Raw genomic sequence first — 21,935 nt, forward strand, 5'->3', positions numbered from 1 at the left:
TGCGCCACCGCATCAGCGACGCCCAGGGTCTGCATTCCTATGGCAGCGAAGCCGCCGTCGTGCGTGGGTTGCAGGGCGCCGGCGAGGACCTGGGTGGCGGGCTGACCGAGGCCATGGTGCGCTTTGCCGCGCGCCACGAATACGCCTGCACCGTGGAAGACATGCTGGCCCGCCGCTCGCGCATGCTGTTCCTGGACGCCCGCCAGGCCATCGCCTGCGCCCCCCGTGTGGCGGCCCTCCTGCAGGAGGAATTGGGCGTCGATCCGCAACTGGATGCATTCTTGTCGCTCGCCGAGCAGTATTTGCACGCTCCGGTGTGATAGGCGGTTGACTTTTGCCTGCCGCTTTGCAATAATCGAGGGCTTCGCGTTTCCTACGTGAAGTTTCTGCCCAGCGGGAAGTGCTGCAAATGGTTTGCGGTGCGGACGACGGGCCCAAGACTGACTGGCTGATCTGCAGCCCTTGAGACGTTCTCTGGGGCCGTGGTCTTCTGGTGCAAGTTGGGAATATTGAAATGATCCAGACAGAATCTCGGTTAGAGGTTGCCGACAATACCGGCGCCAAGTCCGTCCTTTGCATCAAGGTGCTGGGTGGCTCGAAGCGTCGCTATGCAAGCGTTGGCGACATCATCAAAGTGAGCATCAAAGAAGCTGCTCCGCGCGGCCGCGTCAAAAAAGGCGAGGTCTACAGCGCAGTGGTGGTGCGTACGGCGAAGGGTATTCGCCGCGGCGACGGCTCGCTCGTCAAATTCGATGGCAACGCTGCAGTGTTGCTGAATGCAAAGTTGGAGCCTATCGGCACCCGCATCTTTGGACCCGTGACGCGTGAACTGCGTACCGAGAAGTTCATGAAGATCGTGTCCCTGGCTCCTGAAGTTCTCTAAGGACTCGCCATGAACAAGATTCGCAAGGGCGACGAAGTCATCGTGCTGACCGGGCGCGACAAAGGCAAGCGTGGCACGGTGTCGCTGCGCAAGGATGACTCTTACCTCGTCATCGACGGCATCAACCTGGTCAAGAAGCACGCCAAGCCGAACCCCATGAAGGGTACGACGGGCGGCATCGTGGAAAAGGCCATGCCTATCCACCAGTCCAATGTTGCCATCTTCAATGCGGCCACCGGCAAGGCTGACCGCGTGGGCATCAAGGTGCAGGCTGACGGCGCACGCGTTCGCGTGTTCAAGTCCAGCGGCGCCGAAATCAAGGCGGCCTAAGGGGCAAACATGGCACGACTCCAAGAAATCTACCGCGACAAGATCGCTCCCGAACTGACCAAGCAGTTCGGCTACACCTCGCCCATGCAGGTTCCCCGTCTGACCAAGATCACCCTCAACATGGGTGTGAGCGAAGCCGTGTCGGACAAGAAGGTGATGGACAACGCCGTGGCAGACCTGACCAAGATCGCTGGTCAGAAGCCCGTGGTGACCAAGGCCAAGAAGGCTATCGCCGGTTTCAAGATCCGCGAAGGCCAGGCCATCGGTTGCATGGTCACGCTGCGTGGCGTGCAGATGTATGAGTTCCTGGACCGTTTCGTGACCGTGGCTCTGCCCCGCGTGCGTGACTTCCGTGGTATCTCCGGTCGCGCATTCGACGGCCGTGGCAACTACAACATCGGCGTCAAGGAACAGATCATTTTCCCTGAAATCGAGTACGACAAGGTCGATGCCTTGCGCGGTCTCAATATCAGCATCACCACGACGGCCAAGTCCGACGAAGAAGCCAAGGCTCTTCTGGCTGGTTTCCGTTTCCCGTTCAAGAACTGAGGCAGGGTATGGCTAAAGTAGCTTTGATCCAGCGCGAACTGAAGCGCGAAAAACTGGCCGCCAAGTACGCAACGAAGTATGCGGAACTGAAGGCGATCGCCGGTGACGCCAAGCGCAGCGACGAAGAGCGTGATGCAGCCCGCCTGGGCCTGCAGAAGCTCCCCCGCAACGCGAACCCCACGCGCCAGCGCAACCGTTGCGAAATCACCGGTCGCCCACGCGGTACCTTCCGTCAATTCGGTCTGGCCCGCGCCAAGATCCGTGAACTGGCTTTTGCAGGCGACATCCCTGGTGTCACCAAGGCCAGCTGGTAAGCAGGCAGGAGAATTACAACATGAGCATGAGTGATCCTATCGCTGACTTGCTGACCCGCATCCGTAACGCACAGATGGTCGCCAAGGCCACGGTGCTGGTGCCTTCTTCCAAGGTGAAGATTGCCATCGCCCAGGTGCTGAAGGACGAGGGTTATATCGACGGATTCCAGGTCAAGACCGAATCCGGCAAGTCCGAACTCGAAATCTCCCTGAAGTACTACGCTGGTCGTCCGGTGATTGAGCGCATCGAGCGCGTCAGCCGCCCTGGCCTGCGTGTGTACAAGGGCCATGATTCCATTCCACAAGTCATGAACGGTCTGGGTGTGGCAATCGTCACGACGCCCAAGGGCGTGATGACCGACCGCAAGGCGCGCGCAACCGGTGTCGGTGGCGAAGTGCTGTGCTACGTGGCCTAAGCGCGGCATTGAGGAGAAACTGAAATGTCCCGAGTAGGAAAAATGCCCGTGACCATCCCCGCAGGCGTGGATGTGTCCGTTAAAGCCGACCAGATCTCCGTCAAGGGTTCTGGTGGTTCCCTGTCGCTGGCGCAGAACGTGCTGGTGAAGGTGTCGAGCAACGACGGCAAGCTCAGCTTCGAGCCCGTCAACGACTCCCGCGAAGCCAATGCCATGAGCGGCACGATCCGCCAGCTCGTCAACAACATGGTTGTGGGCGTGAGCAAGGGCTTCGAGAAGAAGCTGACCCTGATCGGCGTGGGCTACAAGGCCGCCGCATCCGGTGCCAAGCTGAACCTGGCTGTCGGTTATTCGCACCCCGTCAACATCGAGATGCCTGCTGGCATCACGGTGGCCACCCCCACGCCCACGGAAGTGGTCGTGAAGGGCGCCGACCGCCAACGTGTTGGCCAAATTGCCGCTGAGATCCGTGCTGTTCGTCCACCCGAGCCCTACAAGGGCAAGGGCATCCGCTATGCGGACGAGAAGATCACGATCAAAGAGACCAAGAAGAAGTAAGGAGCTGCAGCATGTTGACCAAGAAAGAGCAGCGTCTTCGTCGTTCGCGCCAGACCCGCATCCGCATTGCCCAGCAAGGCGTGGCCCGTCTGACCGTGAACCGCACGAATCTCCATATCTACGCCAGCGTCATCTCCGGCGACGGCAGCAAGGTGCTGGCAAGTGCCTCCACCGCAGAAGCCGACGTCCGCAAGGAACTCGGCGGCTCTGGCAAGGGTGGCAATGCCGCCGCTGCCACGGCCATCGGCAAGCGCATCGCTGAAAAGGCGAAGGCAGCCGGTGTCGAGAAGGTTGCGTTCGACCGCTCGGGCTTTGCCTACCACGGTCGCGTCAAGGCCCTGGCCGATGCAGCCCGCGAAGCGGGTCTGCAGTTCTAAGCGGAACGGAATACAAAATGGCTAAATTTCAACCCAAGGTGCAAGACGAAGGTCGTGACGACGGTCTGCGCGAAAAAATGATCGCGGTCAACCGCGTGACCAAAGTCGTGAAGGGCGGCCGTATCCTCGGCTTCGCCGCACTGACTGTGGTCGGCGACGGTGACGGCCGCGTGGGCATGGGCAAGGGCAAGTCCAAGGAAGTGCCTGCTGCCGTGCAAAAGGCAATGGAAGAAGCTCGCCGCAACATGGTGAAGGTCTCGCTGAAGAACGGCACGATCTTCCACAATGTGACCGGCCACCACGGCGCTGCCGTTGTGATGATGGCTCCCGCTCCCAAGGGTACCGGTATCATCGCCGGCGGCCCGATGCGCGCTGTCTTCGAAGTGCTGGGCGTGACCGACATCGTGGCCAAGAGCCATGGTTCGTCCAACCCCTACAACATGGTCCGCGCCACTTTTGACGCCCTGGTGAACTCCACGACGCCTTCGCAAGTGGCAGCCAAGCGCGGCAAAACGGTCGAAGACATCTTCGCCTGATTGGAAGCTGTAAATGACTACGCAACAAACCGTCAAGATTCAACTGGTGCGCAGCCCCATCGGCACCAAGGAATCGCACCGTGCCACCGTCCGTGGCCTGGGTCTGCGCAAGCTGAACAGCGTCAGCGAGTTGAAGGATTCGCCCGAAGTGCGCGGCATGATTAACAAGATCAGCTACCTGGTCAAAATCGTCTGAGAGATAGATCATGGAACTCAATAGCATCAAGCCCGCAGACGGCGCCAAGCATGCCAAGCGCCGTGTAGGCCGCGGTATCGGCTCCGGTCTGGGCAAGACCGCTGGCCGTGGTCACAAGGGCCAGAAGTCGCGTTCGGGCGGCTACCACAAGGTGGGTTTCGAAGGCGGTCAAATGCCTCTGCAACGCCGTCTGCCCAAGCGCGGTTTCAAGTCGCAATCGCTCAAGTTCAACGCCGAAGTCACGCTGACCGATCTGGACAAGCTGGGCCTGGCCGAAGTGGACGTGCTTGCTCTGAAGCAAGCCGGCCTGATCGGCGAGCTGGCCAAGGTGGTCAAGGTCATCAAGAGCGGCGCTCTGTCCAAGGCTGTCAAGCTGACGGGCGTGGGCGCTACCGCAGGTGCCAAGGCGGCTATCGAAGCTGCCGGCGGCAGCCTGGCCTGATTTTGGTTCTGAAAGAAGGTACCTGTGGCTACTAGCGCGGCTCAAATTGCAAAAACCGGCAAGTTCGGCGACTTGCGTCGTCGCCTGGTTTTTCTGTTGCTTGCGCTGATCGTGTACCGCATCGGGGCGCATATCCCCGTGCCCGGTATCGATCCAGCCCAACTTCAGCAGCTTTTCAGCGGCCAGCAAGGCGGCATCCTGAACCTGTTCAACATGTTCTCGGGTGGAGCGCTCTCGCGCTTTACCGTCTTTGCACTGGGGATCATGCCGTACATCTCGGCATCGATCATCATGCAACTGATGACCTACGTGGTCCCGACGTTCGAGCAGCTGAAGAAGGAAGGCGAAGCCGGCCGCAGGAAGATCACCCAGTACACGCGCTACGGCACGCTGGGCCTGGCCATTTTCCAGTCGCTCGGCATTGCCGTGGCGCTGGAAAGCTCGGCCGGCCTGGTGCTCAGCCCCGGCATGGGTTTTCGCATCACGGCCATGGTCAGCCTGACGGCTGGCACCATGTTCCTGATGTGGCTCGGTGAGCAGATCACGGAACGTGGTCTTGGCAACGGCATCTCGATCCTGATCTTTGCAGGTATCGCGGCCGGTCTGCCAAGCTCCATCGGCGGCCTGCTGGAGCTGGTGCGCACGGGTGCGATGAGCATCCTGGCAGCCATCTTCATCGTGCTGGTGGTCGCTGCGGTGACCTACTTCGTGGTGTATGTGGAACGCGGTCAGCGCAAGATCCTCGTGAACTATGCGCGCAGGCAGGTGGGGAACAAGGTCTACGGTGGACAATCGTCGCACCTGCCCTTGAAGCTGAACATGGCAGGTGTGATTCCTCCCATCTTCGCTTCGTCCATCATCCTGCTGCCAGCCACCGTGGTGAACTGGTTCAGTGCCGGGGAGTCGATGCGCTGGTTGCGCGACATCTCCGCGGCCCTGACGCCTGGTCAACCGGTGTATGTGATGTTCTACGCTGCGGCGATCATCTTCTTCTGCTTCTTCTACACGGCGCTGGTCTTCAACAGCCGTGAAACGGCAGACAACCTGAAGAAGAGCGGTGCGTTCATTCCCGGGATCCGTCCTGGTGAACAGACGGCCCGTTATATCGACAAGATTCTTGTGCGACTGACACTGGCGGGGGCGGTTTACATCACCTTCGTCTGCCTGCTGCCCGAGTTCTTGATCCTGAAGTACAACGTACCGTTTTACTTTGGTGGAACTTCGCTGTTGATCATCGTGGTGGTGACCATGGACTTCATGGCCCAGGTGCAGAACTACATGATGTCGCAACAGTATGAGTCGCTGCTCAAGAAAGCCAATTTCAAAGGCAATCAAGGCGGTTGACGGGTAGGAAGGTTCTGGGCGCATGCAGCGCCTGGTCCCTGCAAGCAAGGTTTAGGTTAGTTGGCGCCCCACGATTTTGTAGCGGGCACAAAGATTGTGTTCCGTGCAAGACAGCCGGGACGGATGGAAAAGTTTTAGGAGAATGCAATGAGAGTTTCGGCTTCGGTCAAAAAAATCTGCCGCAACTGCAAGATCATCCGCCGCAAGGGTGTGGTGCGCGTGATCTGCACGGATCTGCGTCACAAGCAGCGCCAGGGTTGATTGGAAAGTATTAGAGGACGCATATGGCACGTATCGCTGGCATCAACATTCCGCCCCACAAGCACGCGGAAATCGGTTTGACCTCCATTTTCGGGATTGGTCGCACACGCGCTCGCAAGATTTGCGAAGCCACCGGCATCGCTTACTCCAAGAAGATCAAGGATCTGACGGACAGCGATCTGGAAAAGATTCGCGAGCAGATCGAGCAATTCACCATCGAAGGTGATCTGCGCCGCGAAACCACCATGAACATCAAGCGTTTGATGGACATTGGCTGCTACCGTGGTTTCCGCCATCGTCGTGGTCTGCCGATGCGTGGTCAGCGTACCCGTACCAATGCACGCACCCGCAAGGGCCCGCGCAAGGGTGCTGCTGCACTGAAGAAATAAAGAGATTGAAAGATCAATATGGCCAAGTCTCCAGCCAATAACGCAGCACAGCGCGTTCGCAAGAAGGTTCGCAAGAACGTGTCGGACGGCATTGCCCACGTGCATGCTTCGTTCAACAACACGATCATCACGATCACGGACCGCCAGGGCAATGCCCTGTCGTGGGCCTCGTCGGGTGGCCAAGGCTTCAAGGGCTCGCGCAAGTCCACGCCTTTCGCAGCCCAGGTGGCTTCGGAAGTGGCTGGCCGCGCCGCCATCGACCAAGGCATCAAGAACCTGGACGTCGAGATCAAGGGCCCCGGTCCTGGTCGCGAATCCTCGGTGCGCGCTCTGGGTGCCCTGGGCATCCGCATCACGTCGATCTCCGACGTGACGCCAGTCCCGCACAACGGCTGCCGCCCTCAAAAGCGCCGTCGTATCTGATTTTCACAAGCCCACCGCCGCCTGCGTACGCGAGAGCGACGCAGGCGGCTCCCGCAATGGTTTGCGGTAGATGACATAAAGGAAGTTCAAGTGGCACGTTACCTCGGCCCCAAGGCCAAACTCTCCCGCCGTGAAGGCACCGACCTGTTCCTCAAGAGCGCCCGTCGCTCCATTGCGGACAAGTGCAAGTTCGACTCCAAGCCTGGTCAACACGGCCGCACCTCCGGTGCCCGCACGTCCGACTATGGCCTGCAACTGCGCGAAAAGCAGAAGGTCAAGCGCATGTACGGCATCCTGGAAAAGCAGTTCCGCCGCTACTTCGAAACCGCGGACAGCCGCAAGGGCAACACCGGTGCCAACCTGCTGTTCCTGCTGGAATCGCGCCTGGACAACGTCGTGTACCGCATGGGCTTCGGCTCCACGCGTGCAGAAGCCCGCCAGCTGGTGTCGCACTGCGCCATCACTGTGAACGGCAAGTCGGTCAACATCCCTTCGTACCTGGTCAAGGTCGGCGATGTCGTGGCCGTGCGCGAAAAGTCCAAGAAGCAGAACCGCATTGTCGAAGCGCTGCAACTGGCCGCACAAGTGGGCATGCCCGCATGGGTGGACGTCAATGCCGACAAGGCAGAAGGCGTGTTCAAGAAGGTGCCTGACCGCGACGAGTTCGGTGCCGACATCAACGAATCGCTGATCGTTGAGTTGTATTCGCGCTAATCGCTAGTTCGAATCACATTTCGAGAAAACCGTACCTGAACCGCGAGGCATCGCGGTTTAGGCGCTTCACCAGCCTTACCGGTGTAACGAGCTGGGGGTATTGAGAGGAAGTCTGAATGCAAACCAATTTGCTGAAACCCAAGGCGATCAATGTCGAGCAGCTTGGCCACAACCGTGCCAAGGTCGCGCTGGAGCCGTTCGAGCGTGGCTACGGCCACACGCTGGGCAACGCCATTCGGCGCGTCCTGCTCTCGTCCATGGTGGGTTACGCAGCGACGGAAGTCACCATTGCAGGCGTTCTGCACGAGTACTCGTCCATCGATGGCGTCCAGGAAGATGTGGTCAACATCCTCCTGAACCTCAAGGGCGTGGTGTTCAAGCTGCACAACCGTGACGAAGTCACGCTGAGCCTGCGCAAGGATGGTGAAGGCGTGGTGACCGCGCGCGACATCCAGACGCCCCATGACGTCGAGATCGTCAACCCCGACCACGTGATCGCCACGCTGTCGGCCGGTGGCAAGCTGTACATGCAGAGCCAGGAGGATAAGGGCCGTGGCTACGTGCCGGGCAACCTGCGCCTCTACGCCGACGAATCCACCAAGTCGCTCGGCCGCATTGTGCTGGACGCCTCGTTCTCCCCCGTGAAGCGCGTGAGCTACACCGTGGAAAGCGCCCGCGTGGAGCAACGTACCGACCTGGACAAGCTGGTCGTCGAGATCGAGACCAACGGTGCCATCACCGCCGAAGACGCCGTGCGCGCATCGGCCAAGATCCTGGTGGAACAACTGGCCGTGTTCGCACAGCTGGAAGGCGGCGAGCTGGCTGCGTTCGACGCACCTGCAGGCCCACGCGGCAATGCCACGTTCGATCCGATTCTGCTGCGCCCTGTGGACGAGCTCGAGCTGACCGTGCGTTCCGCCAACTGCCTGAAGGCCGAGAACATCTACTACATCGGTGACCTGATCCAGCGCACCGAGAACGAGTTGCTCAAGACGCCCAACCTGGGCCGCAAGTCGCTCAACGAAATCAAGGAAGTGCTGGCCTCGCGTGGTCTCACGCTGGGCATGAAGCTCGAGAACTGGCCACCAGCAGGCCTGGACAAGCGCTAAGCCAAAACCTATAATCCTGAGTTCCCCAAAACAGGGGAACCCGGTTTTTCAGGGTCCCCCGCAAGGGGGACTTTTCGTTCCCCCCGAGGGAACAGTGCCTCGGAAAGTACCTGATACGGCTTGCCCGATTAATTACTAAGACAGTAGAAGGAAAGCACCATGCGCCACGGACACGGCCTCCGCAAACTCAACCGCACCAGCTCGCACCGCCTTGCGATGCTGCAGAACATGATGAACTCGATCATCGAGCACGAGGCCATCAAGACCACGGTCCCCAAGGCCAAGGAACTGCGCCGCGTGATCGAGCCCATGATCACCCTGGCCAAGGTCGACACCGTTGCCAACCGCCGCCTGGCCTTCAACCGCCTGCGCGACCGCGACAGCGTGACCAAGCTGTTCAACGACCTGGGCCCCCGCTTCAACGCGCGTCCAGGCGGCTACACCCGCATCCTGAAGATGGGCTTCCGTGTTGGCGACAACGCGCCCATGGCCCTGGTTGAATTGGTCGACCGCGCTGAAGAAAAAACTGAAAATTCTTCGGCCGCAGCCGCTGAATAAGGTATATAATTCAATCTTGCCGCGCGATGGAGCAGTCTGGTAGCTCGTTGGGCTCATAACCCAAAGGTCGGAGGTTCAAATCCTCCTCGCGCAACCAATATTGCAAAAAGCCCACTTTCGAGTGGGCTTTTTTGTTTTGGGCGCTGTCAGGTCACTGGGGATGCTGGTGCCGGAACTCCTGGGTCTTGCCGCCATAGCCATAGGCCGTGGCACGCACGTCCTGCACGTAGATGTAGCTCTCTTCGTGCAGCTCGCCCAGCAGGCCCTGGAACGCCGCGAACACCTCGGCGATGTAGCGCGCCTTCTCGGCTTTGGTGTTGGTCTCGTCGACCACCTTGATGTCGAGGTAGACGCTGCTCTTGCCCTGGGCGGCCAGGCTGCTGCCGCCCACGATCCAGTCCTCGGGGTGCACATACGAAACCGTGACCGCCGTGATCTTCGGGTTCTTGCCCAGGATGCGGGTGCTCAGGTCGAGCAGCGTGTCCGAGATGCGCTGCGACAGGGCGGCCGAGCGTTCGGCAGAGACTTTGACGTTGATGATGGGCATGGAAAACTCCTGTTCAGTGAATGCCTTGGTAGGTGCCTCCACTGTAGTTTTCGGCCCGGTTTTCGGACACGGCGGCCCGCGGGAAGCGGCTTTGCAATCGCTGCAAAGCCCGTCCTGGGCAAGCCTCAGACGGGCGTCATGGCCTGCCGGCGGATGAAGCGCCCGGCACGTGCTCCTGTGGCGCGGCCTTTGGCGGTGTAGCTCAGCACCCCGTTCACCCACACGCGCTCGATGCCTTCGCTGAACTGCACGGGCTTCTCGTAGCTTGCGGTATCGCGCACGCGCGCCGGGTCGAACACCACCACGTCGGCCATGTGGCCTGCGGCCAGGCGCCCCCGCTCGCCGATGTGAAAGCGCTGGGCCGACAGGCCTGTCATCTTGTGGATGGCCTCTTCCAGCCGCAGCAGACCCTTCTCACGCCAGTAGCAGGCCAGCACGCGCGGGAAGGCGCCCCACAGCCGCGGATGGGGGCGCTCGTCGTGCGGCAGGCCGTCCGAGCCGATCATGGCCAGCGGGTGCGATATCACGCGCTCCACATCGTCCTCGCGCATCTGGAAGTAGCAGGCGCCACCGGGCTGCAGCCGGTCGCAGGCCGCCTGCTCGGTCATGTCCCATTCGCGCGCGATGTCCTTGAGGTAGCGGCCCACCATCTCGGGATGCGGCTGGCTGCCCGTGATCAGGATGTCGATCACCCCGTCCACCAGGTCGGTGCGCAGCACCGTGGAGCCCGCGGTGTAGGGGTACACGTCCAGGCTGATGGGCTGGCCCTGGGCCAGCGATTCGATCAGCGGCAGGGGCTCGCGCGTGCGCCCCCCGTTCGCGGCGCCCGCGCACGTGTGGGGCGACCGCACCAGCGGCAACCCGGCCTGGCGCGCCGTCTGCGCCGCCTCCTGCAGTGCCGGCAGAATGCCCGCCAGCTCGTCGCGGATGTGCGTGGCGTAGACCCCGCCATTGCGTGCCGCCACGCTGGCCAGCTCAGTCAATTCGACAAGGTCGGCTGCATAGGCCTCCTTGTAGAACACGCCGGAAGACAGCCCCAGCGCACCTGCATCCATGGCCTCCTGCATGTCGGCCGCCATGGCGGCACGCTCCTCGGCCGTGGCTGCCTGGCCCAGGTCGCGCAGGTGGCGCATGCGCAGGGCCGTGTGACCCAGCAGCGCGGCCACGTTCACACTGGGCTGCGCGGCATCCACGGCGCGCGCGTAGTCGGCCATGCCGGCGTGGCGGAACTGGCGCTTTCCCAGCAGCGACAGCGGAGCCGCCGGGGCATCGGTCACCCCGGGCGCCAGCGAGATGCCGCAGTTGCCCACGCTCACCGTGGTCACGCCCTGCGAGAGCTTGGGCAGCATGTCGGGAGCATCGATGGCGGCTGCATCATCGTGCGTGTGCACGTCGATGAAACCGGGCGCGACCACCAGGCCGGCGCAGTCTATGGTTTCCACCGCCATGCCCGCCAGCAGGGCCGGGTCGATGGCGCCGGGGGGCGCCAGGGCCGCGATGCGCTCGCCCACCATCAGCAGATCGCCGGTCCAACCGGGCTGGTCCGTGCCGTCGATGATGGTTCCGTTCTTGAGCAGGGTTGCTTGGGTCGCTGCCATCAATCAGTTGTCTTTCTGGCCCGGCTTGTGCATGCCCGGGCCGTGGTCCATGGCGCCCGAATACTCGGCGCTGTCGAATCCGTGCTTGTGCAGCAACTGCTTGAATTGCTGCAGCCCCCGCGTGGCCACCGGTCCCAGCTGCTGCGCCAGGCGCACCATCAGGATCTCGATCACCACCAGGTGGGCCAGGTAGGCCTCGGTGCCCACGCGCATCACCGCGTCCTGCGGTACCGACACGGCCAGCACCAGGTCGGCCGTCTCGGCCCGCGGCGTGCCCGGCTGGGTCAGCGCGACCACCGTGGCACCTTGCGAGCGTGCGAAGCGCGCTGCTTCCACCGTGTAGGGCATGCGCCCCACGTGCGAGACCACGAAGGCCACGCCCTCGGGCCCCAGCGTGCTGGCCGAGACCAGTTGCTGGTGCGCGTCGAAGATCGCGTTGGCCGTGAGGCCCAGGCGGAACAGCCGGCTCTGCAGCTCGCTGGCCGTGAAGGTCGACGCCGCACCCACCGAGTAGCAGTCGATGCGCCGCGCCTTGGCGAGCTTGGCGGCCACCTGGTCGATCACGTCCACATCGATGCGCCGCCCCAGCTCGGTCAGCGACGAGACGGCCGCGTGGATGATCTTGCTGGAGACGTCCTGCGCCGTGTCCTCGGCCAGCACGCTGCGGTGCAGGTAGGAGCCCGAGACCGCCAGGTCCTGCGCCAGCGCCAGCATGAACTCGCGCACCGAGTCGTAGCCGAAGCTGCGGCAGGTGCGCACGATGGTCGGCATGGACACGCCGGCCTGTTGTGCCAACTGCTCCACCGTGGCCGCCACGGCGGCGCGCGGGTCTTCAAGCACGGCGCGCACCACGCTGCGCTGCGCTTCGGGCAGACTGTCCTGGCGCTCGCGCAATTGCTGCAGCAGCCCGGGGGCCGGGCTGGGGGGCAGAGGGTTGGGCACGCTGCTGGTGTTCATGCGCGGCCCTGCATCAGAAACGGGTGCTGATGGCACCGGTCACGGCCCCATCGTCTTCCACCACCGGCATCCAGCACCACTTGTCGAAGGTGGTGCAGGGGTGCGAAATGCCCAGGGCCACGCGGTCACCCACACGGGGCGCGACGGCATCGCCGGCCGCGGCATCGAAGCGCAGATAGGCATGCTGGTCGTTCAATGCGCTCACGCTCCAGCCGGCCGGTGCATCCACAGCCGTGCGCTCGCCGCGCCGGGCCAGTTGCACGGCGATCGGCATCTCCAGGTCGTAGGAGATGTCGCGGCGGCCACAGGTCAGCAAGGCCAGGCCCGGCTCGGGCACCGACTGCACCATGGCCCAGACCGTGAGAGCAGGGCGCAGCGAGGCATCGAGCCCTTCGCGCTGCTCCACGTTCCTGAGAAAGCGCTGGTAGTTGCCATGGTCGTGCGTCACATAGCAGCCCGAACGCAGTACACCCTCGATGGGGCGCGACAGGCCCTGCGCCTGCAGCAGCGGCACCACCAGGTCGAACACGGCCGAGCCGCCGGCCGTGAGCAGAATGCGTTCGCTGGCGAACAGGTGCTCGCCGTCGCAGGCGCGTGCCACCTCCATCACCCGGCGCACCAGCGCAGTCACTTCTCGGGCGTCGTGCTCGTTGTCGCAGCGCGCCACGCCGCCCTCGTAGCACTCGATGCCATCGAACTGCACGGCCTTCGACGCCGCCAGCGCGCGCGCCAGGGCCAGGGCCTCGTCCAGTGTGCGGCAGCCGGTGCGCTGGCCGGGGATGCCCATCTCCAGCAGCACGTTGAACACCCGGGCGCTCCCGCGGCGCTGCTTCCAGTCCTCAACCAGTGCCAGTTGCGCCAGCGAATCCACGAGGAACCAGACTGCCAGGTCACCATGATGCACCAGCAGCGCATCGAGCGCATCCAGGTCCGCATCGCAGACCACCTGGTTGGCGATGATGATCTTGCGCGCGCCCGCCTCCACGCCCACCGCCACCTGGAAGGCCGTGGCGAAGGTCAGGCCCCAGGCACCGGCCGCCAGCTGCTGCGCGAACAGCTGGGGTGACATCGTGGTCTTGCCGTGCGGCGCCAGGGCAATGCCCTTGCGCTGCGCAAAATCCTGCATCCAGGCCAGGTTGTGCGCCAGCGCTGAGCGGCTCAGCACCGCCAGCGGGAAGGCCAGGTCATCGGCCAGCACGTTCCAGCCGCGCGCGGCAATCTCGCTCACGCGGCAGGGCGCTGCGGCGATGGGATAGCTCTTGCAGGTGGAGTCCAGGGTGAAGTCGGTGGTGGTCATGGAATCTCGTTGGTTGAGGGCGCGGCGGGGCCGCGCAGGTCAGATGTCATCGCGCCAGCAGGCCTTCCAGTGCTCGGTGCCCACGGGGCGCAGGGCCATGTCGGCGCTGGCGCATTCGGCCACCGCGTGCGGGCAGCGTGTGCGGAACACGCAGCCCGAGGGCGGGTTGGCGGGGCTGGGCAGGTCGCCCTGCAGCAGGGGGATGGTACGCCGCTGCGCCGGGTCGGGTATGGGCGCGGCCGCGAGCAGGGCGCGCGTATAGGGATGGGCCGGCCGCGCATACAGCGCGCTGGTGGGCGCGATCTCCATCACCCGGCCCAGGTAGAGCACTACCACGCGGTCGCACAGGTACTCCACCACGTCCAGGTCGTGCGAGATGAACAGCAAGGTCAGGCCCAGTTGTTCCTTGAGGTCGCCCAGCAGGTTCACCACCTGCGCCTGGATCGACACATCCAGCGCCGACAGCGGCTCGTCCGCCACGATGAAGTTCGGCTGCACCGCCAGCGCGCGCGCAATGCCGATGCGCTGGCGCTGCCCGCCCGAGAACTCGTGCGGGAACCGGTCCGCATGCTCGGGCCGCAGGCCTACCTGCGCCAGCAGCTCCTGGATGCGCGGCTGGCGCTCCGCGCCGCGCGCCTGCTTGTGCGTGTCCAGCGCCTCGCCCAGCACCTCGCGGATGCGCATGCGCGGATTCAGGCTGGCATACGGGTCCTGGAAGATGATCTGTATTTTCGAGCGCAGCGGGCGGAACTGGCCTTGGCTCATTCCCGCCAAGTCCTGCCCAGCGGCCTCGCCGCCGTGGTACAGCATCTGCCCTGCCGTCGGGTCCACCAGCCGGGTCAGCAGCCGGCCGATGGTGCTCTTGCCCGAACCCGACTCGCCCACCAGGCCCAGTGTCTCACCGCGCCGGATGGCAAAGCTCACGTCGTCCACCGCCCGCACCGGGTGCGTGCCGCTGCCGAAGTACTTGCGCAGGCCGCGCACCTCGATAAGGTTCTCGCTGGCAACGGCGCTCATGCGGCCACATCTTCGTGCGTTTCCTGGCCCACGCGGATGCAGCGCACCCTGCGGTTGGCGCCGCCATCGTCGGACAGGGCGGGCATGCGTGCGTCGCAGGCCGCGATGCGGCGCTCGCAGCGCGGCGCAAAGGCGCAGCCCGGCGGCGGCGCCAGAGGGCTCGACACCTGGCCCGGTATGGCCACCAGGCGCGGCCGCTGCCCGGCCACGCTGGTGGCATGGCGCCGCGCCACGCCGGGCAGGCAGGCCAGCAGGCCGCGGGTGTAGGGGTGCTCGGGTTGTGCGAACAGCTCGTGCACCGGGGCCGACTCGACGATGCGGCCCGCGTACATCACGGCCACGGCATCGGCGTACTGCGCCACCACGCCCAGGTTGTGGGTCACGAACAGCATGCCCATGCCCGTCTCCTTCTGCAGCCGGCCCATCAGCGCCAGGATCTGCGCCTGGATGGTCACGTCCAGCGCGGTGGTGGGTTCGTCGGCGATCAGCAGCGTGGGGTTGCAGGCCATGGCCAGCGCGATCATCACGCGCTGGCGCATGCCGCCCGACAGCTGGTGCGGGTACTCGTGCACGCGCTGCTTGGCGGCCGGTATCTCCACCACATCCAGCATGCGCTGGGCATGGGCCAGAGCCGCCTTGCGGTCGAGCTTCAGGTGCAGGCGCACCGATTCGGCGATCTGCTCGCCCACGGTCAGCACCGGGTTCAGGCTGGTCATGGGCTCCTGGAAGACCATCGCGATCTCGTTGCCGCGCAGCGCCCGGCGCTCGGCCTCGGGCAGGGCCAGCAGATCCACGCGCCGGCCGTCGCGCCGGGTGAACCAGGCCTGGCCGCCCACCTGCGCCTGCGAGGTCTTGGCATGCAGGCCCATCAGCGTGAGGCTGGTGACGGACTTGCCTGAGCCCGACTCTCCGACCAGCGCCAGCGTCTGGCCCGGGTGGATGGCAAAGGACACGTCGGCCACGCTCTGGATGCGGCCGGCGTCGGTGGCGAACGAGGTGGACAGGCCCTGCACTTCGAGCCGGGCAGCCGTGGGGGTGGTCATGGGGTGGGTGCCTTCGTAACGCGCTCGCCTGGGGCGGGCGCTTGCGTGGGTCGGTGAAAGAAGCTCATGCGGCCTTCTTGAGCTTGGGGTCGAGCAGGTCGCGCACGCCGTCGCCCAGCATCTGCAGCGACAGGGCGGTGAACACGATGGCCAGGCCCGGGTAGAGAATGGTCCAGAACGCGCGGTCTGCCGACTCCAGGCTGCCAGCGATCATGGTGCCCCAGGTGGGGATGTCGGGCGGCACGCCCACGCCCAGGAAGGACAGGCCCGCCTCGGCCAGGATGGCATAGGCGAAGATGAAGGTCACCTGCACCAGGATGGGCGAAACCAGGTTGGGCAATATGTGCTTGAGCAGGATGCGCGGTGTGCGCACGCCCAGGGCGCGCGCGGCATCGACGAACAGCAGCTCGCGCAGCACCAGGGTGCTGGCCCGCACCACACGCGCCACGCGCGGCGTGTAGACGATGACCAGCGCCAGCATCACGTTCCACAGCGAGGCGCCCAGGATGGACACCAGCGCGATGCCCAAGAGGATGTCGGGGAAGGACATCATCGCGTCCACCACGCGCATCAGCGGCGCGTCCAGCCGCCGAAAGAAGCCTGCGAACATGCCCAGCAGCGTGCCGAACAGCACGGCGCCCGCGGCAGTCAGCCCGCCGATCAGCAGCGAATAGCGCGCACCGTGCACGATGCGCAGCATCACGTCGCGCCCCAACTCATCGGTGCCAGCCCAGTGCGCGGCCGAGGGAGCGTTCAGGCGCTCGCTGATCGAGATGGCGTTGGGGTCGGCGTCCGACACCCAGGGGAACACCGTGGCCACCGCGACCACCAGGGCCAGCACGATGGCCGAGGCCAGCACCACCTTGCGTGCGAACAGCTTGCGCGCCAGCGGCAGCCAGTAGTCCCGCAGGTTGCGAATCAGGCGTTGCAACATATCATTGGCCCTCCAGCCGGATGCGCGGATCGACCAGCGTGTACAGAAAATCGATGGCCAGGTTGATGAAGACATAGATGGCCGCGATGACCAGCAGCGTGCCCTGGATCACCGGGTAGTCGCGGCGCAGCACGGCACGCACCACCAGGTTGCCCACGCCGGGCAGGTTGAACACCGTCTCGGTCACCACGGTGCCGCCGATCATCAGCGCCAGCGTGAGGCCCAGCACTGTGACGATGGGCACCAGCGCATTGCGCAGCACGTGCTTGACCATCACCGTGCCCTCGGCCAGGCCCTTGGCGCGTGCGGTGCGCACATAGTCCTCGCCCAGGATGTCGAGCATGGAGGCGCGTGTGAAGCGGATGATCAGCGCCGAGTTCAGCAGCCCCAGCACCAGTGCCGGCAGCAGCAGGTGCGACAGGCGCTCGGCCAGCGGCGAGGCCGGGTCGCCATAGCCCGATGCCGGGAACCAGCCGAGCTTGACCGCGAACAGCTGGATCAGGATCAGCCCGAGCCAGAAGCTGGGCACGCTGGCGCCCAGCATGGCCACGCCGCTCAGGGCCTGGTCACCGGGGCTGCCGCGCCAGATGGCGGCTGCCATGCCGCAGGGGATGCCGATCAGCGCCGCGATGCCCACCGCGAACAGCGCCAGGAACAGCGTGGGCTCGGCGCGCTCAAGCAGCGCCTGCGCCACCGGGCGCTGCAGAAAGATGGACTGGCCCAGGTTGCCCTGCAGCAGCTCGCCCACCCAGAGCACGAACTGCGTGGGCAGGGGCTTGTCCAGCCCGTACTGCGTGCGCGCCGCGGCAATGTCGGCGGCCGTGGCCTGGTCGCCCAGCAGCAGCGCCACCGGGTCGCCCGAGGCCAGGCGCGTGAGCGCGAACACCAGCACCGCGACGAGGGCCAGCACCACCAGGGCGCCGCCCAGGCGGGTCATCAGAAAACGCATGGCAACGAACCTTCGTGCAGTGGGGGCTTACTTGGCCAGGCCCGTGTTCCAGAAGAACGGCCAGATCGCCGGCGTGTAGCCTTCGAGCTTGGCCGAGCGGGCCGACAGGCTGTTGAACTTGCCCACCTCGATGAAGGGCACCTCGTCATATACCACCTGCTGCACGGCACCCCACAGCGGCCCGCGCTTGGCGACATTGGTCTCCTGGTTGAAGGCCGTGAGCGTGGCCTTCTTGGCGGGCGAATCCCACCAGCCCGGTGCGCCATCACCCAGTTGCGGCGGCGACAGCATGGGTTCGGGGAACAGGCCCGAGTGCGTGAAGTACACGTCCCACAGCTTGGGGTCGTTGCGCCGTTGCACCAGGGTCGCCCAGTCCACCACCTGCAGCTCGGTCTTGAAGCCTGCCTTCTTGAGCTGCTCGGCCATCACCAGCGCCATGTTGTAGTGGAACTCGTACTGCCGGCTGGCCATGATGCGCACCGGCTGGCCGTTGTAGCCGGCCTTGGCCGCCTGGTCCTTGGCAGCCTGCGGGTTGCGCTCGTTGTAGAGCTTGCTGCCGGCGTCCGCGTAGTAGGGCGTGCCCTTGGGGAAGAAGTTGGGTTCCACCACGAAGAAGCGGTTGTCGCCAAAGCCCGCTGCCAGCAGCTCGCCCGAGCCCACGGCGGTCTGCACGGCGCGGCGCAGTGGCTGCGCGGCGAGCACGCCTTCCTTGGTGTTGAAGACGATGTAGGGGAAGCCGAAGTTCTTGGTCACGATGGGCACCACAGCCGGTGCGCCCTTGTCGATGCGGCCGGCCGCTTCCACGGGCAGCAGGTCGGCGTACTGGAACTGGCCCGACAGCGCGCCTTCCACGCGCGTGTTGGCATTGGGCACGGGCACGAAGCGAAGCTCGTCGAGCAGGGCCTCGCGCCGGCCGGCATAGCCGCTCGGGGCCTCCTTGCGGGCGCTGTAGGTGTCGTGGCGCACCAGCACCGTGAACTGGTCGGGGCGGCGCTCCCTGAACTTGTAGGGACCGGTGCCGACGAATTCCTTGAGCTGCGGCGCGATGCTCTCCTTGGCCATGATGGCCGCCATGCCGCTGGGCAGGGCCAGCTGGGCCAGCAGCGGCGCGTAGGGGGCCTTGAGCTTGAGCTCCACCGTCAGCGCTCCCTTGGCGGTGAGCGAAGCCACCTCCTTGCCCACGGCCTTGCCGCGGGGCGACAGTTCCATCCAGCGCTGCAGCGAGGCCACCACGTCCTCGGCATTCAGGTCGCGGCCGTTGTGCAGCTTCACTTCCTTGCGCAGCGCGATGGTGTAGGTCAGCCCGTCCTTCGACACGGTGGGCAGGCCCTCGGCCAGCATGGGCGCCACGGCCCAGTTCGCGTCGAAGGTGTACAGCGGTTCGTACACGTGCTGCATGATGGTGCCGACCAGGTCGGCCGTGCTCACCATGGGGTCCAGCCCCTGGGGCTCGCCGACCATGGCCAGGTTGGCGGCGCCGCCCTTGGCGGGCGCCGCCAGGGCGGGCTGGCCCGATCCCAGGGCCACGAGCACGGCCGCACTGGCGGCCAAGCCCAGAACACTGCGCCTGGCTGCCTGAACAGGCATTCCGGGCGTCAACCAATCGCGGATGGATGAGGATTGCATCGTGGCTCCATAAGTAATAACATTACATTTTTCATCGTAGATTACCCTTTTGTGAAAGTCAAACGGGTTTTTTAGAATGTTTGGTGTAAATAATTTACACAAGGAGCTTGATCCATGAGCCATGTAGAACTGCTGGGCCAATCCCCCATCGCCTCCGACCGCCAGGCGCGGCCCCTGTCGCCCGCCACGCGCGCCGGCGACTTCGTTTTTGTCTCGGGCCAGGTGCCCACGGACGACCAGGGCCAGGTCATCGTCGGCGGCATCGAGGCGCAGACGCGCCAGGTGTTCCAGCGCGTCAAGGACGCCCTGGCCCTGGCCGACTGCACCCTGGCCGATGTGGCCAAGGTCAGCGTCTGGATGGCCGATGCGCGCGACTTCGGCAGCTTCAACCGCGTCTACATGGAGTGCTTCGGCGATCACCGCCCGGCACGCTCCACGGTGGAGTCGCGCCTCATGATCGACGCCAAGGTCGAGATCGACGTCACTGCCTACAAGCCCCGTGCCTGAACACGCCAACTCCTCTGCGGGCAAGATCTTCGACGTGGCTGCGCTCGGCGAGGCCATGGTCGAGTTCAACCAGGTCCATCCCGGCCAGCCGCAGTACCTGCGTGGCTTTGGTGGCGACACCAGCAATGCAGTGATCGCAGCGGCAAGGGCCGGCGCCCGCACGGCCTACCTCACCCGCATCGGGCAGGACAGCTTCGGCCAGGCCCTCACCACGCTGTGGCGCACCGAGGGGGTGGACACCCGCGCCGTGCAGAGCGACGCCGAACACCCCACCGGCATCTACTTCGTCACCCACGGAGCGAATGGGCACGAGTTCAGCTACCTGCGCGCCGGCTCGGCTGCCAGCCGCATGGCGCCGCAGTGGCTGGCCGGCGAGCCCGCGGCGGTGCTGCGCGCCGCGCGCATCCTGCACCTGTCCGGCATTTCGCTGGCCATCTCGCCGCAGGCCTGCGACACCGCCTTCGAGGCCATGCGCCTGGCACGCGAGGCTGGCACCCGGGTGGCCTTCGACTCGAACCTGCGCCTCAAGCTCTGGCCGCTGGCGCGCGCCCAGGCCTGCATCGCGCAGGCCGTGGCGCTGTGCGACATCTTCCTGCCCAGCCTGGAGGACATGCAGGCCCTGACCGGCCTGTCCGATCCCGAGGCCATCGTTGACTGGGGCCACGCGCGCGGTGCCGCCACCGTGGTGCTCAAGCTCGGTGCCGAGGGGGCCCTGGCCAGCGACGGCCAGCGCAGGGAGCGCATCGCCGGCCTGCGCGTGACCCCCGTGGACGCCACGGGGGCGGGCGACTGCTTCTGCGGCAACCTGCTGGCCCGCCTGGCCCAGGGCGATGATGTCTTCACCGCAGCGCGCTATGCCAACGCCGCCGCCGCCCTGGCCGTGCAGGGCTATGGCGCCGTGGCGCCGCTGCCGTACGCGCGCCAGGTGCAGGTGGCGGCTTGATGTAAGGGGAGCGTGGCAATAGTCGCAGCGTCAGGAAACTGGCGCGACCTGGGCGAGTGCCCCCGCGCAAGGGCCGCCCCGCCGCGCTGGGGGCGTCCCCCTTTGGGGGAAGACGCGAAGCGGCTCAGGGGGCTACCCATTACGCTGCAAACAGGTCCGAACGCGCTGCCTTGGTGATCGCGGCCACGCAGGGGTGGCTGATGCGCCGCTCCACCGAGATCGCGAAGAACTCCTCCACCAGCTCTCCCGAGCGGCCGATCACCTCCACGCCGAACTGGGCCCGGGTCTCTTCCTCCAGCACCGTGGGCGAGGTGAACACCCCGCGCCCCTCGCGGCCAAAGGCGTTCATGAGCGCACTGTCGTCGAACTCGCCCACCAGGCGCGGCTGCAGCTGGTGCTTGTTGAACCAGTGGTCCAGTTGCTGGCGCACCGAGGATTGGGGGCCCTGGATCAGCATGGGCGCGCCATGCAGGCACCGGGGAAACGGCCCGTCAAGCTGGCGGCGCAGCGCCGGCGCGCAGAAAAAGCTCATACCGCTGCTGCCCAGGCCGTGATTGAAGGCCTTGACGCCGATCTTCTTCGAGACCGGCTCGTCCGCCAGAACCAAGTCCAGCCGGTTCAGGCTCAGCTGCGCCACCAGCTCGGGGAACTTGCCTTCGTGGCAGGTCATGTGCACCTGCTCGGCCAGGCCCAGGGCCGGCTCCAGCAGGTGGTAGGCCACCGACTTGGCCACCGAGTCCGCCACCCCCACGCGGAATTCGAGCGGCCGCGACTGCCCGCGCGCCAGGCGGATGGATTTTTCGAGCTCGTCCCCCAGCGCAAAGATCTGCTCGGCATAGCCCAGCGCCACCCGGCCTTCGCTGGTCAGCTCCAGGCCCCGGCCGCGCTTCTTGAACAGGTCATGCCCGAGCCATTCCTCCAGCTGCTTGATCTGGCCCGACAGTGTCTGCGGCGTGGTGTTGAGCTGCTCCCCGGCGCGCATGATGCCGCCCGCCTTGGCCGTGGTCCAGAAGTAGCGCAGATGCTTGAAATTCATGGCATTCCAATACTTCGTAAAAAACGAAGGAAAAATCTCAATAAATCGAATATACGCGAAGTGTCAATGTCCCTACAGTACC

Annotated in this window: 30 protein-coding genes and 1 tRNA gene; 21 read left to right on the plus strand and 10 right to left on the minus strand. The window is 64.8% G+C overall.

What is annotated here, in order from left to right:
* From ACK59X_RS18195 to ACK59X_RS18285, 19 genes are all read left to right on the plus strand, one after another.
* The coding region (locus ACK59X_RS18195; protein ID WP_409959458.1) for a glycerol-3-phosphate dehydrogenase C-terminal domain-containing protein at positions 1–320 on the plus strand (320 nt) is incomplete at its 5' end.
* 194 nt (positions 321–514) lie between these two features.
* A complete protein-coding gene (gene rplN / locus ACK59X_RS18200) occupies positions 515–883 on the plus strand; it encodes a 50S ribosomal protein L14 (protein ID WP_007861702.1) in 369 nt (122 codons plus the stop codon).
* Between the two features lie 9 nt (positions 884–892).
* On the plus strand, positions 893–1,213 hold the full coding sequence (rplX, locus tag ACK59X_RS18205) for a 50S ribosomal protein L24 (protein ID WP_026435326.1): 321 nt from the start codon (positions 893–895) through the stop codon (positions 1,211–1,213).
* Between the two features lie 9 nt (positions 1,214–1,222).
* Complete coding sequence (gene rplE, locus ACK59X_RS18210; protein ID WP_005793632.1) at positions 1,223–1,762, plus strand: 50S ribosomal protein L5; 540 nt, start codon at positions 1,223–1,225, stop codon at positions 1,760–1,762.
* Between the two features lie 8 nt (positions 1,763–1,770).
* Positions 1,771–2,076: a 30S ribosomal protein S14 gene (rpsN, locus tag ACK59X_RS18215; protein WP_007861712.1), complete on the plus strand. Its 306-nt coding sequence runs from the start codon at positions 1,771–1,773 to the stop codon at positions 2,074–2,076.
* A gap of 20 nt (positions 2,077–2,096) precedes the next feature.
* Positions 2,097–2,492: a 30S ribosomal protein S8 gene (rpsH, locus tag ACK59X_RS18220; protein ID WP_007861717.1), complete on the plus strand. Its 396-nt coding sequence runs from the start codon at positions 2,097–2,099 to the stop codon at positions 2,490–2,492.
* Positions 2,493–2,516: 24 nt separating this feature from the next.
* On the plus strand, positions 2,517–3,050 hold the full coding sequence (gene rplF / locus ACK59X_RS18225) for a 50S ribosomal protein L6 (RefSeq protein WP_409959461.1): 534 nt from the start codon (positions 2,517–2,519) through the stop codon (positions 3,048–3,050).
* A gap of 11 nt (positions 3,051–3,061) precedes the next feature.
* On the plus strand, positions 3,062–3,427 hold the full coding sequence (gene rplR, locus ACK59X_RS18230; protein ID WP_007861721.1) for a 50S ribosomal protein L18: 366 nt from the start codon (positions 3,062–3,064) through the stop codon (positions 3,425–3,427).
* A gap of 17 nt (positions 3,428–3,444) precedes the next feature.
* On the plus strand, positions 3,445–3,963 hold the full coding sequence (gene rpsE, locus ACK59X_RS18235) for a 30S ribosomal protein S5 (RefSeq protein ID WP_409959464.1): 519 nt from the start codon (positions 3,445–3,447) through the stop codon (positions 3,961–3,963).
* 13 nt (positions 3,964–3,976) lie between these two features.
* A complete protein-coding gene (gene rpmD, locus ACK59X_RS18240; RefSeq protein WP_005793644.1) occupies positions 3,977–4,159 on the plus strand; it encodes a 50S ribosomal protein L30 in 183 nt (60 codons plus the stop codon).
* Between the two features lie 10 nt (positions 4,160–4,169).
* Entirely contained in the window at positions 4,170–4,601 is a 432-nt protein-coding gene (gene rplO / locus ACK59X_RS18245) for a 50S ribosomal protein L15 (protein ID WP_007861727.1), read from the plus strand.
* A gap of 24 nt (positions 4,602–4,625) precedes the next feature.
* The gene (gene secY, locus ACK59X_RS18250) at positions 4,626–5,945 is read left to right on the plus strand and encodes a preprotein translocase subunit SecY (protein WP_409959466.1); all 1,320 of its coding nucleotides are present in this window, start codon (positions 4,626–4,628) and stop codon (positions 5,943–5,945) included.
* 147 nt (positions 5,946–6,092) lie between these two features.
* Positions 6,093–6,206, plus strand: a complete 114-nt coding sequence (gene rpmJ, locus ACK59X_RS18255; protein ID WP_005793651.1) for a 50S ribosomal protein L36 — start codon at positions 6,093–6,095, stop codon at positions 6,204–6,206.
* A gap of 23 nt (positions 6,207–6,229) precedes the next feature.
* A complete protein-coding gene (gene rpsM, locus ACK59X_RS18260) occupies positions 6,230–6,595 on the plus strand; it encodes a 30S ribosomal protein S13 (RefSeq protein WP_035206424.1) in 366 nt (121 codons plus the stop codon).
* A gap of 18 nt (positions 6,596–6,613) precedes the next feature.
* Positions 6,614–7,018: a 30S ribosomal protein S11 gene (gene rpsK, locus ACK59X_RS18265; RefSeq protein ID WP_005793662.1), complete on the plus strand. Its 405-nt coding sequence runs from the start codon at positions 6,614–6,616 to the stop codon at positions 7,016–7,018.
* Between the two features lie 90 nt (positions 7,019–7,108).
* Positions 7,109–7,732: a 30S ribosomal protein S4 gene (gene rpsD, locus ACK59X_RS18270; protein WP_409959469.1), complete on the plus strand. Its 624-nt coding sequence runs from the start codon at positions 7,109–7,111 to the stop codon at positions 7,730–7,732.
* Positions 7,733–7,848: 116 nt separating this feature from the next.
* Complete coding sequence (locus tag ACK59X_RS18275) at positions 7,849–8,841, plus strand: DNA-directed RNA polymerase subunit alpha (RefSeq protein WP_409959471.1); 993 nt, start codon at positions 7,849–7,851, stop codon at positions 8,839–8,841.
* Between the two features lie 159 nt (positions 8,842–9,000).
* Entirely contained in the window at positions 9,001–9,399 is a 399-nt protein-coding gene (gene rplQ / locus ACK59X_RS18280) for a 50S ribosomal protein L17 (protein ID WP_409959473.1), read from the plus strand.
* Positions 9,400–9,419: 20 nt separating this feature from the next.
* Positions 9,420–9,496 (plus strand) — tRNA-Met (locus tag ACK59X_RS18285).
* Positions 9,497–9,550: 54 nt separating this feature from the next.
* Here the strand turns inward: ACK59X_RS18285 and ACK59X_RS18290 are convergent.
* The 9 genes from ACK59X_RS18290 to ACK59X_RS18330 form a co-directional block, all read right to left on the minus strand.
* Complete coding sequence (locus ACK59X_RS18290; RefSeq protein ID WP_409959475.1) at positions 9,551–9,946, minus strand: tautomerase family protein; 396 nt, start codon at positions 9,944–9,946, stop codon at positions 9,551–9,553.
* Between the two features lie 125 nt (positions 9,947–10,071).
* Positions 10,072–11,544, minus strand: coding sequence for an N-acyl-D-amino-acid deacylase family protein (locus ACK59X_RS18295; protein WP_409959476.1), 1,473 nt, complete (start codon positions 11,542–11,544; stop codon positions 10,072–10,074).
* Positions 11,545–11,547: 3 nt separating this feature from the next.
* On the minus strand, positions 11,548–12,501 hold the full coding sequence (locus ACK59X_RS18300) for a MurR/RpiR family transcriptional regulator (protein WP_409959478.1): 954 nt from the start codon (positions 12,499–12,501) through the stop codon (positions 11,548–11,550).
* A gap of 13 nt (positions 12,502–12,514) precedes the next feature.
* Entirely contained in the window at positions 12,515–13,798 is a 1,284-nt protein-coding gene (locus ACK59X_RS18305; protein WP_409959480.1) for an amino acid deaminase, read from the minus strand.
* A 39-nt stretch (positions 13,799–13,837) separates the two neighbouring features.
* The gene (locus tag ACK59X_RS18310) at positions 13,838–14,815 is read right to left on the minus strand and encodes an ABC transporter ATP-binding protein (protein ID WP_409959482.1); all 978 of its coding nucleotides are present in this window, start codon (positions 14,813–14,815) and stop codon (positions 13,838–13,840) included.
* Positions 14,812–15,858, minus strand: coding sequence for an ABC transporter ATP-binding protein (locus tag ACK59X_RS18315; RefSeq protein WP_409959484.1), 1,047 nt, complete (start codon positions 15,856–15,858; stop codon positions 14,812–14,814). The genes ACK59X_RS18310 and ACK59X_RS18315 overlap by 4 nt, the downstream gene beginning before the upstream one ends.
* A gap of 64 nt (positions 15,859–15,922) precedes the next feature.
* Positions 15,923–16,792 carry an ABC transporter permease gene (locus tag ACK59X_RS18320; protein ID WP_409959486.1) on the minus strand — a complete coding sequence of 290 codons (870 nt, stop codon included), beginning with the start codon at positions 16,790–16,792 and terminating at the stop codon, positions 15,923–15,925.
* A gap of 1 nt (position 16,793) precedes the next feature.
* Positions 16,794–17,741: an ABC transporter permease gene (locus ACK59X_RS18325; RefSeq protein ID WP_409959488.1), complete on the minus strand. Its 948-nt coding sequence runs from the start codon at positions 17,739–17,741 to the stop codon at positions 16,794–16,796.
* 27 nt (positions 17,742–17,768) lie between these two features.
* Positions 17,769–19,328: an ABC transporter substrate-binding protein gene (locus ACK59X_RS18330; RefSeq protein ID WP_409959490.1), complete on the minus strand. Its 1,560-nt coding sequence runs from the start codon at positions 19,326–19,328 to the stop codon at positions 17,769–17,771.
* A 153-nt stretch (positions 19,329–19,481) separates the two neighbouring features.
* On the opposite strand from ACK59X_RS18330, the gene ACK59X_RS18335 reads away from it, so the two are divergent.
* Positions 19,482–19,874 carry a RidA family protein gene (locus ACK59X_RS18335; protein ID WP_409959492.1) on the plus strand — a complete coding sequence of 131 codons (393 nt, stop codon included), beginning with the start codon at positions 19,482–19,484 and terminating at the stop codon, positions 19,872–19,874.
* Positions 19,867–20,817, plus strand: a complete 951-nt coding sequence (locus ACK59X_RS18340; RefSeq protein WP_409959494.1) for a sugar kinase — start codon at positions 19,867–19,869, stop codon at positions 20,815–20,817. Before ACK59X_RS18335 ends, ACK59X_RS18340 begins: the two co-directional genes overlap by 8 nt.
* Before the next feature lie 139 nt (positions 20,818–20,956).
* On the opposite strand, the gene nhaR is transcribed toward ACK59X_RS18340, so the two are convergent.
* Positions 20,957–21,853 carry a transcriptional activator NhaR gene (gene nhaR, locus ACK59X_RS18345; RefSeq protein WP_409959496.1) on the minus strand — a complete coding sequence of 299 codons (897 nt, stop codon included), beginning with the start codon at positions 21,851–21,853 and terminating at the stop codon, positions 20,957–20,959.
* Positions 21,854–21,935 lie beyond the last annotated feature (82 nt).

The sequence above is a fragment of the Acidovorax sp. genome (assembly GCF_046339755.1).
Lineage (GTDB): Bacteria > Pseudomonadota > Gammaproteobacteria > Burkholderiales > Burkholderiaceae_C > Acidovorax.

What these genes read in the sequence shown, in the direction of transcription:
- rplN (WP_007861702.1), top strand. Translation starts at nt 515, where the DNA reads ATGATCCAGACAGAATCTCGGTTAGAGGTTGCCGACAATACCGGCGCC.
- rplX (WP_026435326.1), top strand. Translation starts at nt 893, where the DNA reads ATGAACAAGATTCGCAAGGGCGACGAAGTCATCGTGCTGACCGGGCGC.
- rplE (WP_005793632.1), top strand. Translation starts at nt 1,223, where the DNA reads ATGGCACGACTCCAAGAAATCTACCGCGACAAGATCGCTCCCGAACTG.
- rpsN (WP_007861712.1), top strand. Translation starts at nt 1,771, where the DNA reads ATGGCTAAAGTAGCTTTGATCCAGCGCGAACTGAAGCGCGAAAAACTG.
- rpsH (WP_007861717.1), top strand. Translation starts at nt 2,097, where the DNA reads ATGAGCATGAGTGATCCTATCGCTGACTTGCTGACCCGCATCCGTAAC.
- rplF (WP_409959461.1), top strand. Translation starts at nt 2,517, where the DNA reads ATGTCCCGAGTAGGAAAAATGCCCGTGACCATCCCCGCAGGCGTGGAT.
- rplR (WP_007861721.1), top strand. Translation starts at nt 3,062, where the DNA reads ATGTTGACCAAGAAAGAGCAGCGTCTTCGTCGTTCGCGCCAGACCCGC.
- rpsE (WP_409959464.1), top strand. Translation starts at nt 3,445, where the DNA reads ATGGCTAAATTTCAACCCAAGGTGCAAGACGAAGGTCGTGACGACGGT.
- rpmD (WP_005793644.1), top strand. Translation starts at nt 3,977, where the DNA reads ATGACTACGCAACAAACCGTCAAGATTCAACTGGTGCGCAGCCCCATC.
- rplO (WP_007861727.1), top strand. Translation starts at nt 4,170, where the DNA reads ATGGAACTCAATAGCATCAAGCCCGCAGACGGCGCCAAGCATGCCAAG.
- rpmJ (WP_005793651.1), top strand. Translation starts at nt 6,093, where the DNA reads ATGAGAGTTTCGGCTTCGGTCAAAAAAATCTGCCGCAACTGCAAGATC.
- rpsM (WP_035206424.1), top strand. Translation starts at nt 6,230, where the DNA reads ATGGCACGTATCGCTGGCATCAACATTCCGCCCCACAAGCACGCGGAA.
- rpsK (WP_005793662.1), top strand. Translation starts at nt 6,614, where the DNA reads ATGGCCAAGTCTCCAGCCAATAACGCAGCACAGCGCGTTCGCAAGAAG.
- ACK59X_RS18275 (WP_409959471.1), top strand. Translation starts at nt 7,849, where the DNA reads ATGCAAACCAATTTGCTGAAACCCAAGGCGATCAATGTCGAGCAGCTT.
- rplQ (WP_409959473.1), top strand. Translation starts at nt 9,001, where the DNA reads ATGCGCCACGGACACGGCCTCCGCAAACTCAACCGCACCAGCTCGCAC.
- ACK59X_RS18290 (WP_409959475.1), bottom strand. Translation starts at nt 9,946, where the DNA reads ATGCCCATCATCAACGTCAAAGTCTCTGCCGAACGCTCGGCCGCCCTG.
- ACK59X_RS18295 (WP_409959476.1), bottom strand. Translation starts at nt 11,544, where the DNA reads ATGGCAGCGACCCAAGCAACCCTGCTCAAGAACGGAACCATCATCGAC.
- ACK59X_RS18300 (WP_409959478.1), bottom strand. Translation starts at nt 12,501, where the DNA reads ATGAACACCAGCAGCGTGCCCAACCCTCTGCCCCCCAGCCCGGCCCCC.
- ACK59X_RS18305 (WP_409959480.1), bottom strand. Translation starts at nt 13,798, where the DNA reads ATGACCACCACCGACTTCACCCTGGACTCCACCTGCAAGAGCTATCCC.
- ACK59X_RS18310 (WP_409959482.1), bottom strand. Translation starts at nt 14,815, where the DNA reads ATGAGCGCCGTTGCCAGCGAGAACCTTATCGAGGTGCGCGGCCTGCGC.
- ACK59X_RS18315 (WP_409959484.1), bottom strand. Translation starts at nt 15,858, where the DNA reads ATGACCACCCCCACGGCTGCCCGGCTCGAAGTGCAGGGCCTGTCCACC.
- ACK59X_RS18320 (WP_409959486.1), bottom strand. Translation starts at nt 16,792, where the DNA reads ATGTTGCAACGCCTGATTCGCAACCTGCGGGACTACTGGCTGCCGCTG.
- ACK59X_RS18325 (WP_409959488.1), bottom strand. Translation starts at nt 17,741, where the DNA reads ATGCGTTTTCTGATGACCCGCCTGGGCGGCGCCCTGGTGGTGCTGGCC.
- ACK59X_RS18330 (WP_409959490.1), bottom strand. Translation starts at nt 19,328, where the DNA reads ATGCCTGTTCAGGCAGCCAGGCGCAGTGTTCTGGGCTTGGCCGCCAGT.
- ACK59X_RS18335 (WP_409959492.1), top strand. Translation starts at nt 19,482, where the DNA reads ATGAGCCATGTAGAACTGCTGGGCCAATCCCCCATCGCCTCCGACCGC.
- nhaR (WP_409959496.1), bottom strand. Translation starts at nt 21,853, where the DNA reads ATGAATTTCAAGCATCTGCGCTACTTCTGGACCACGGCCAAGGCGGGC.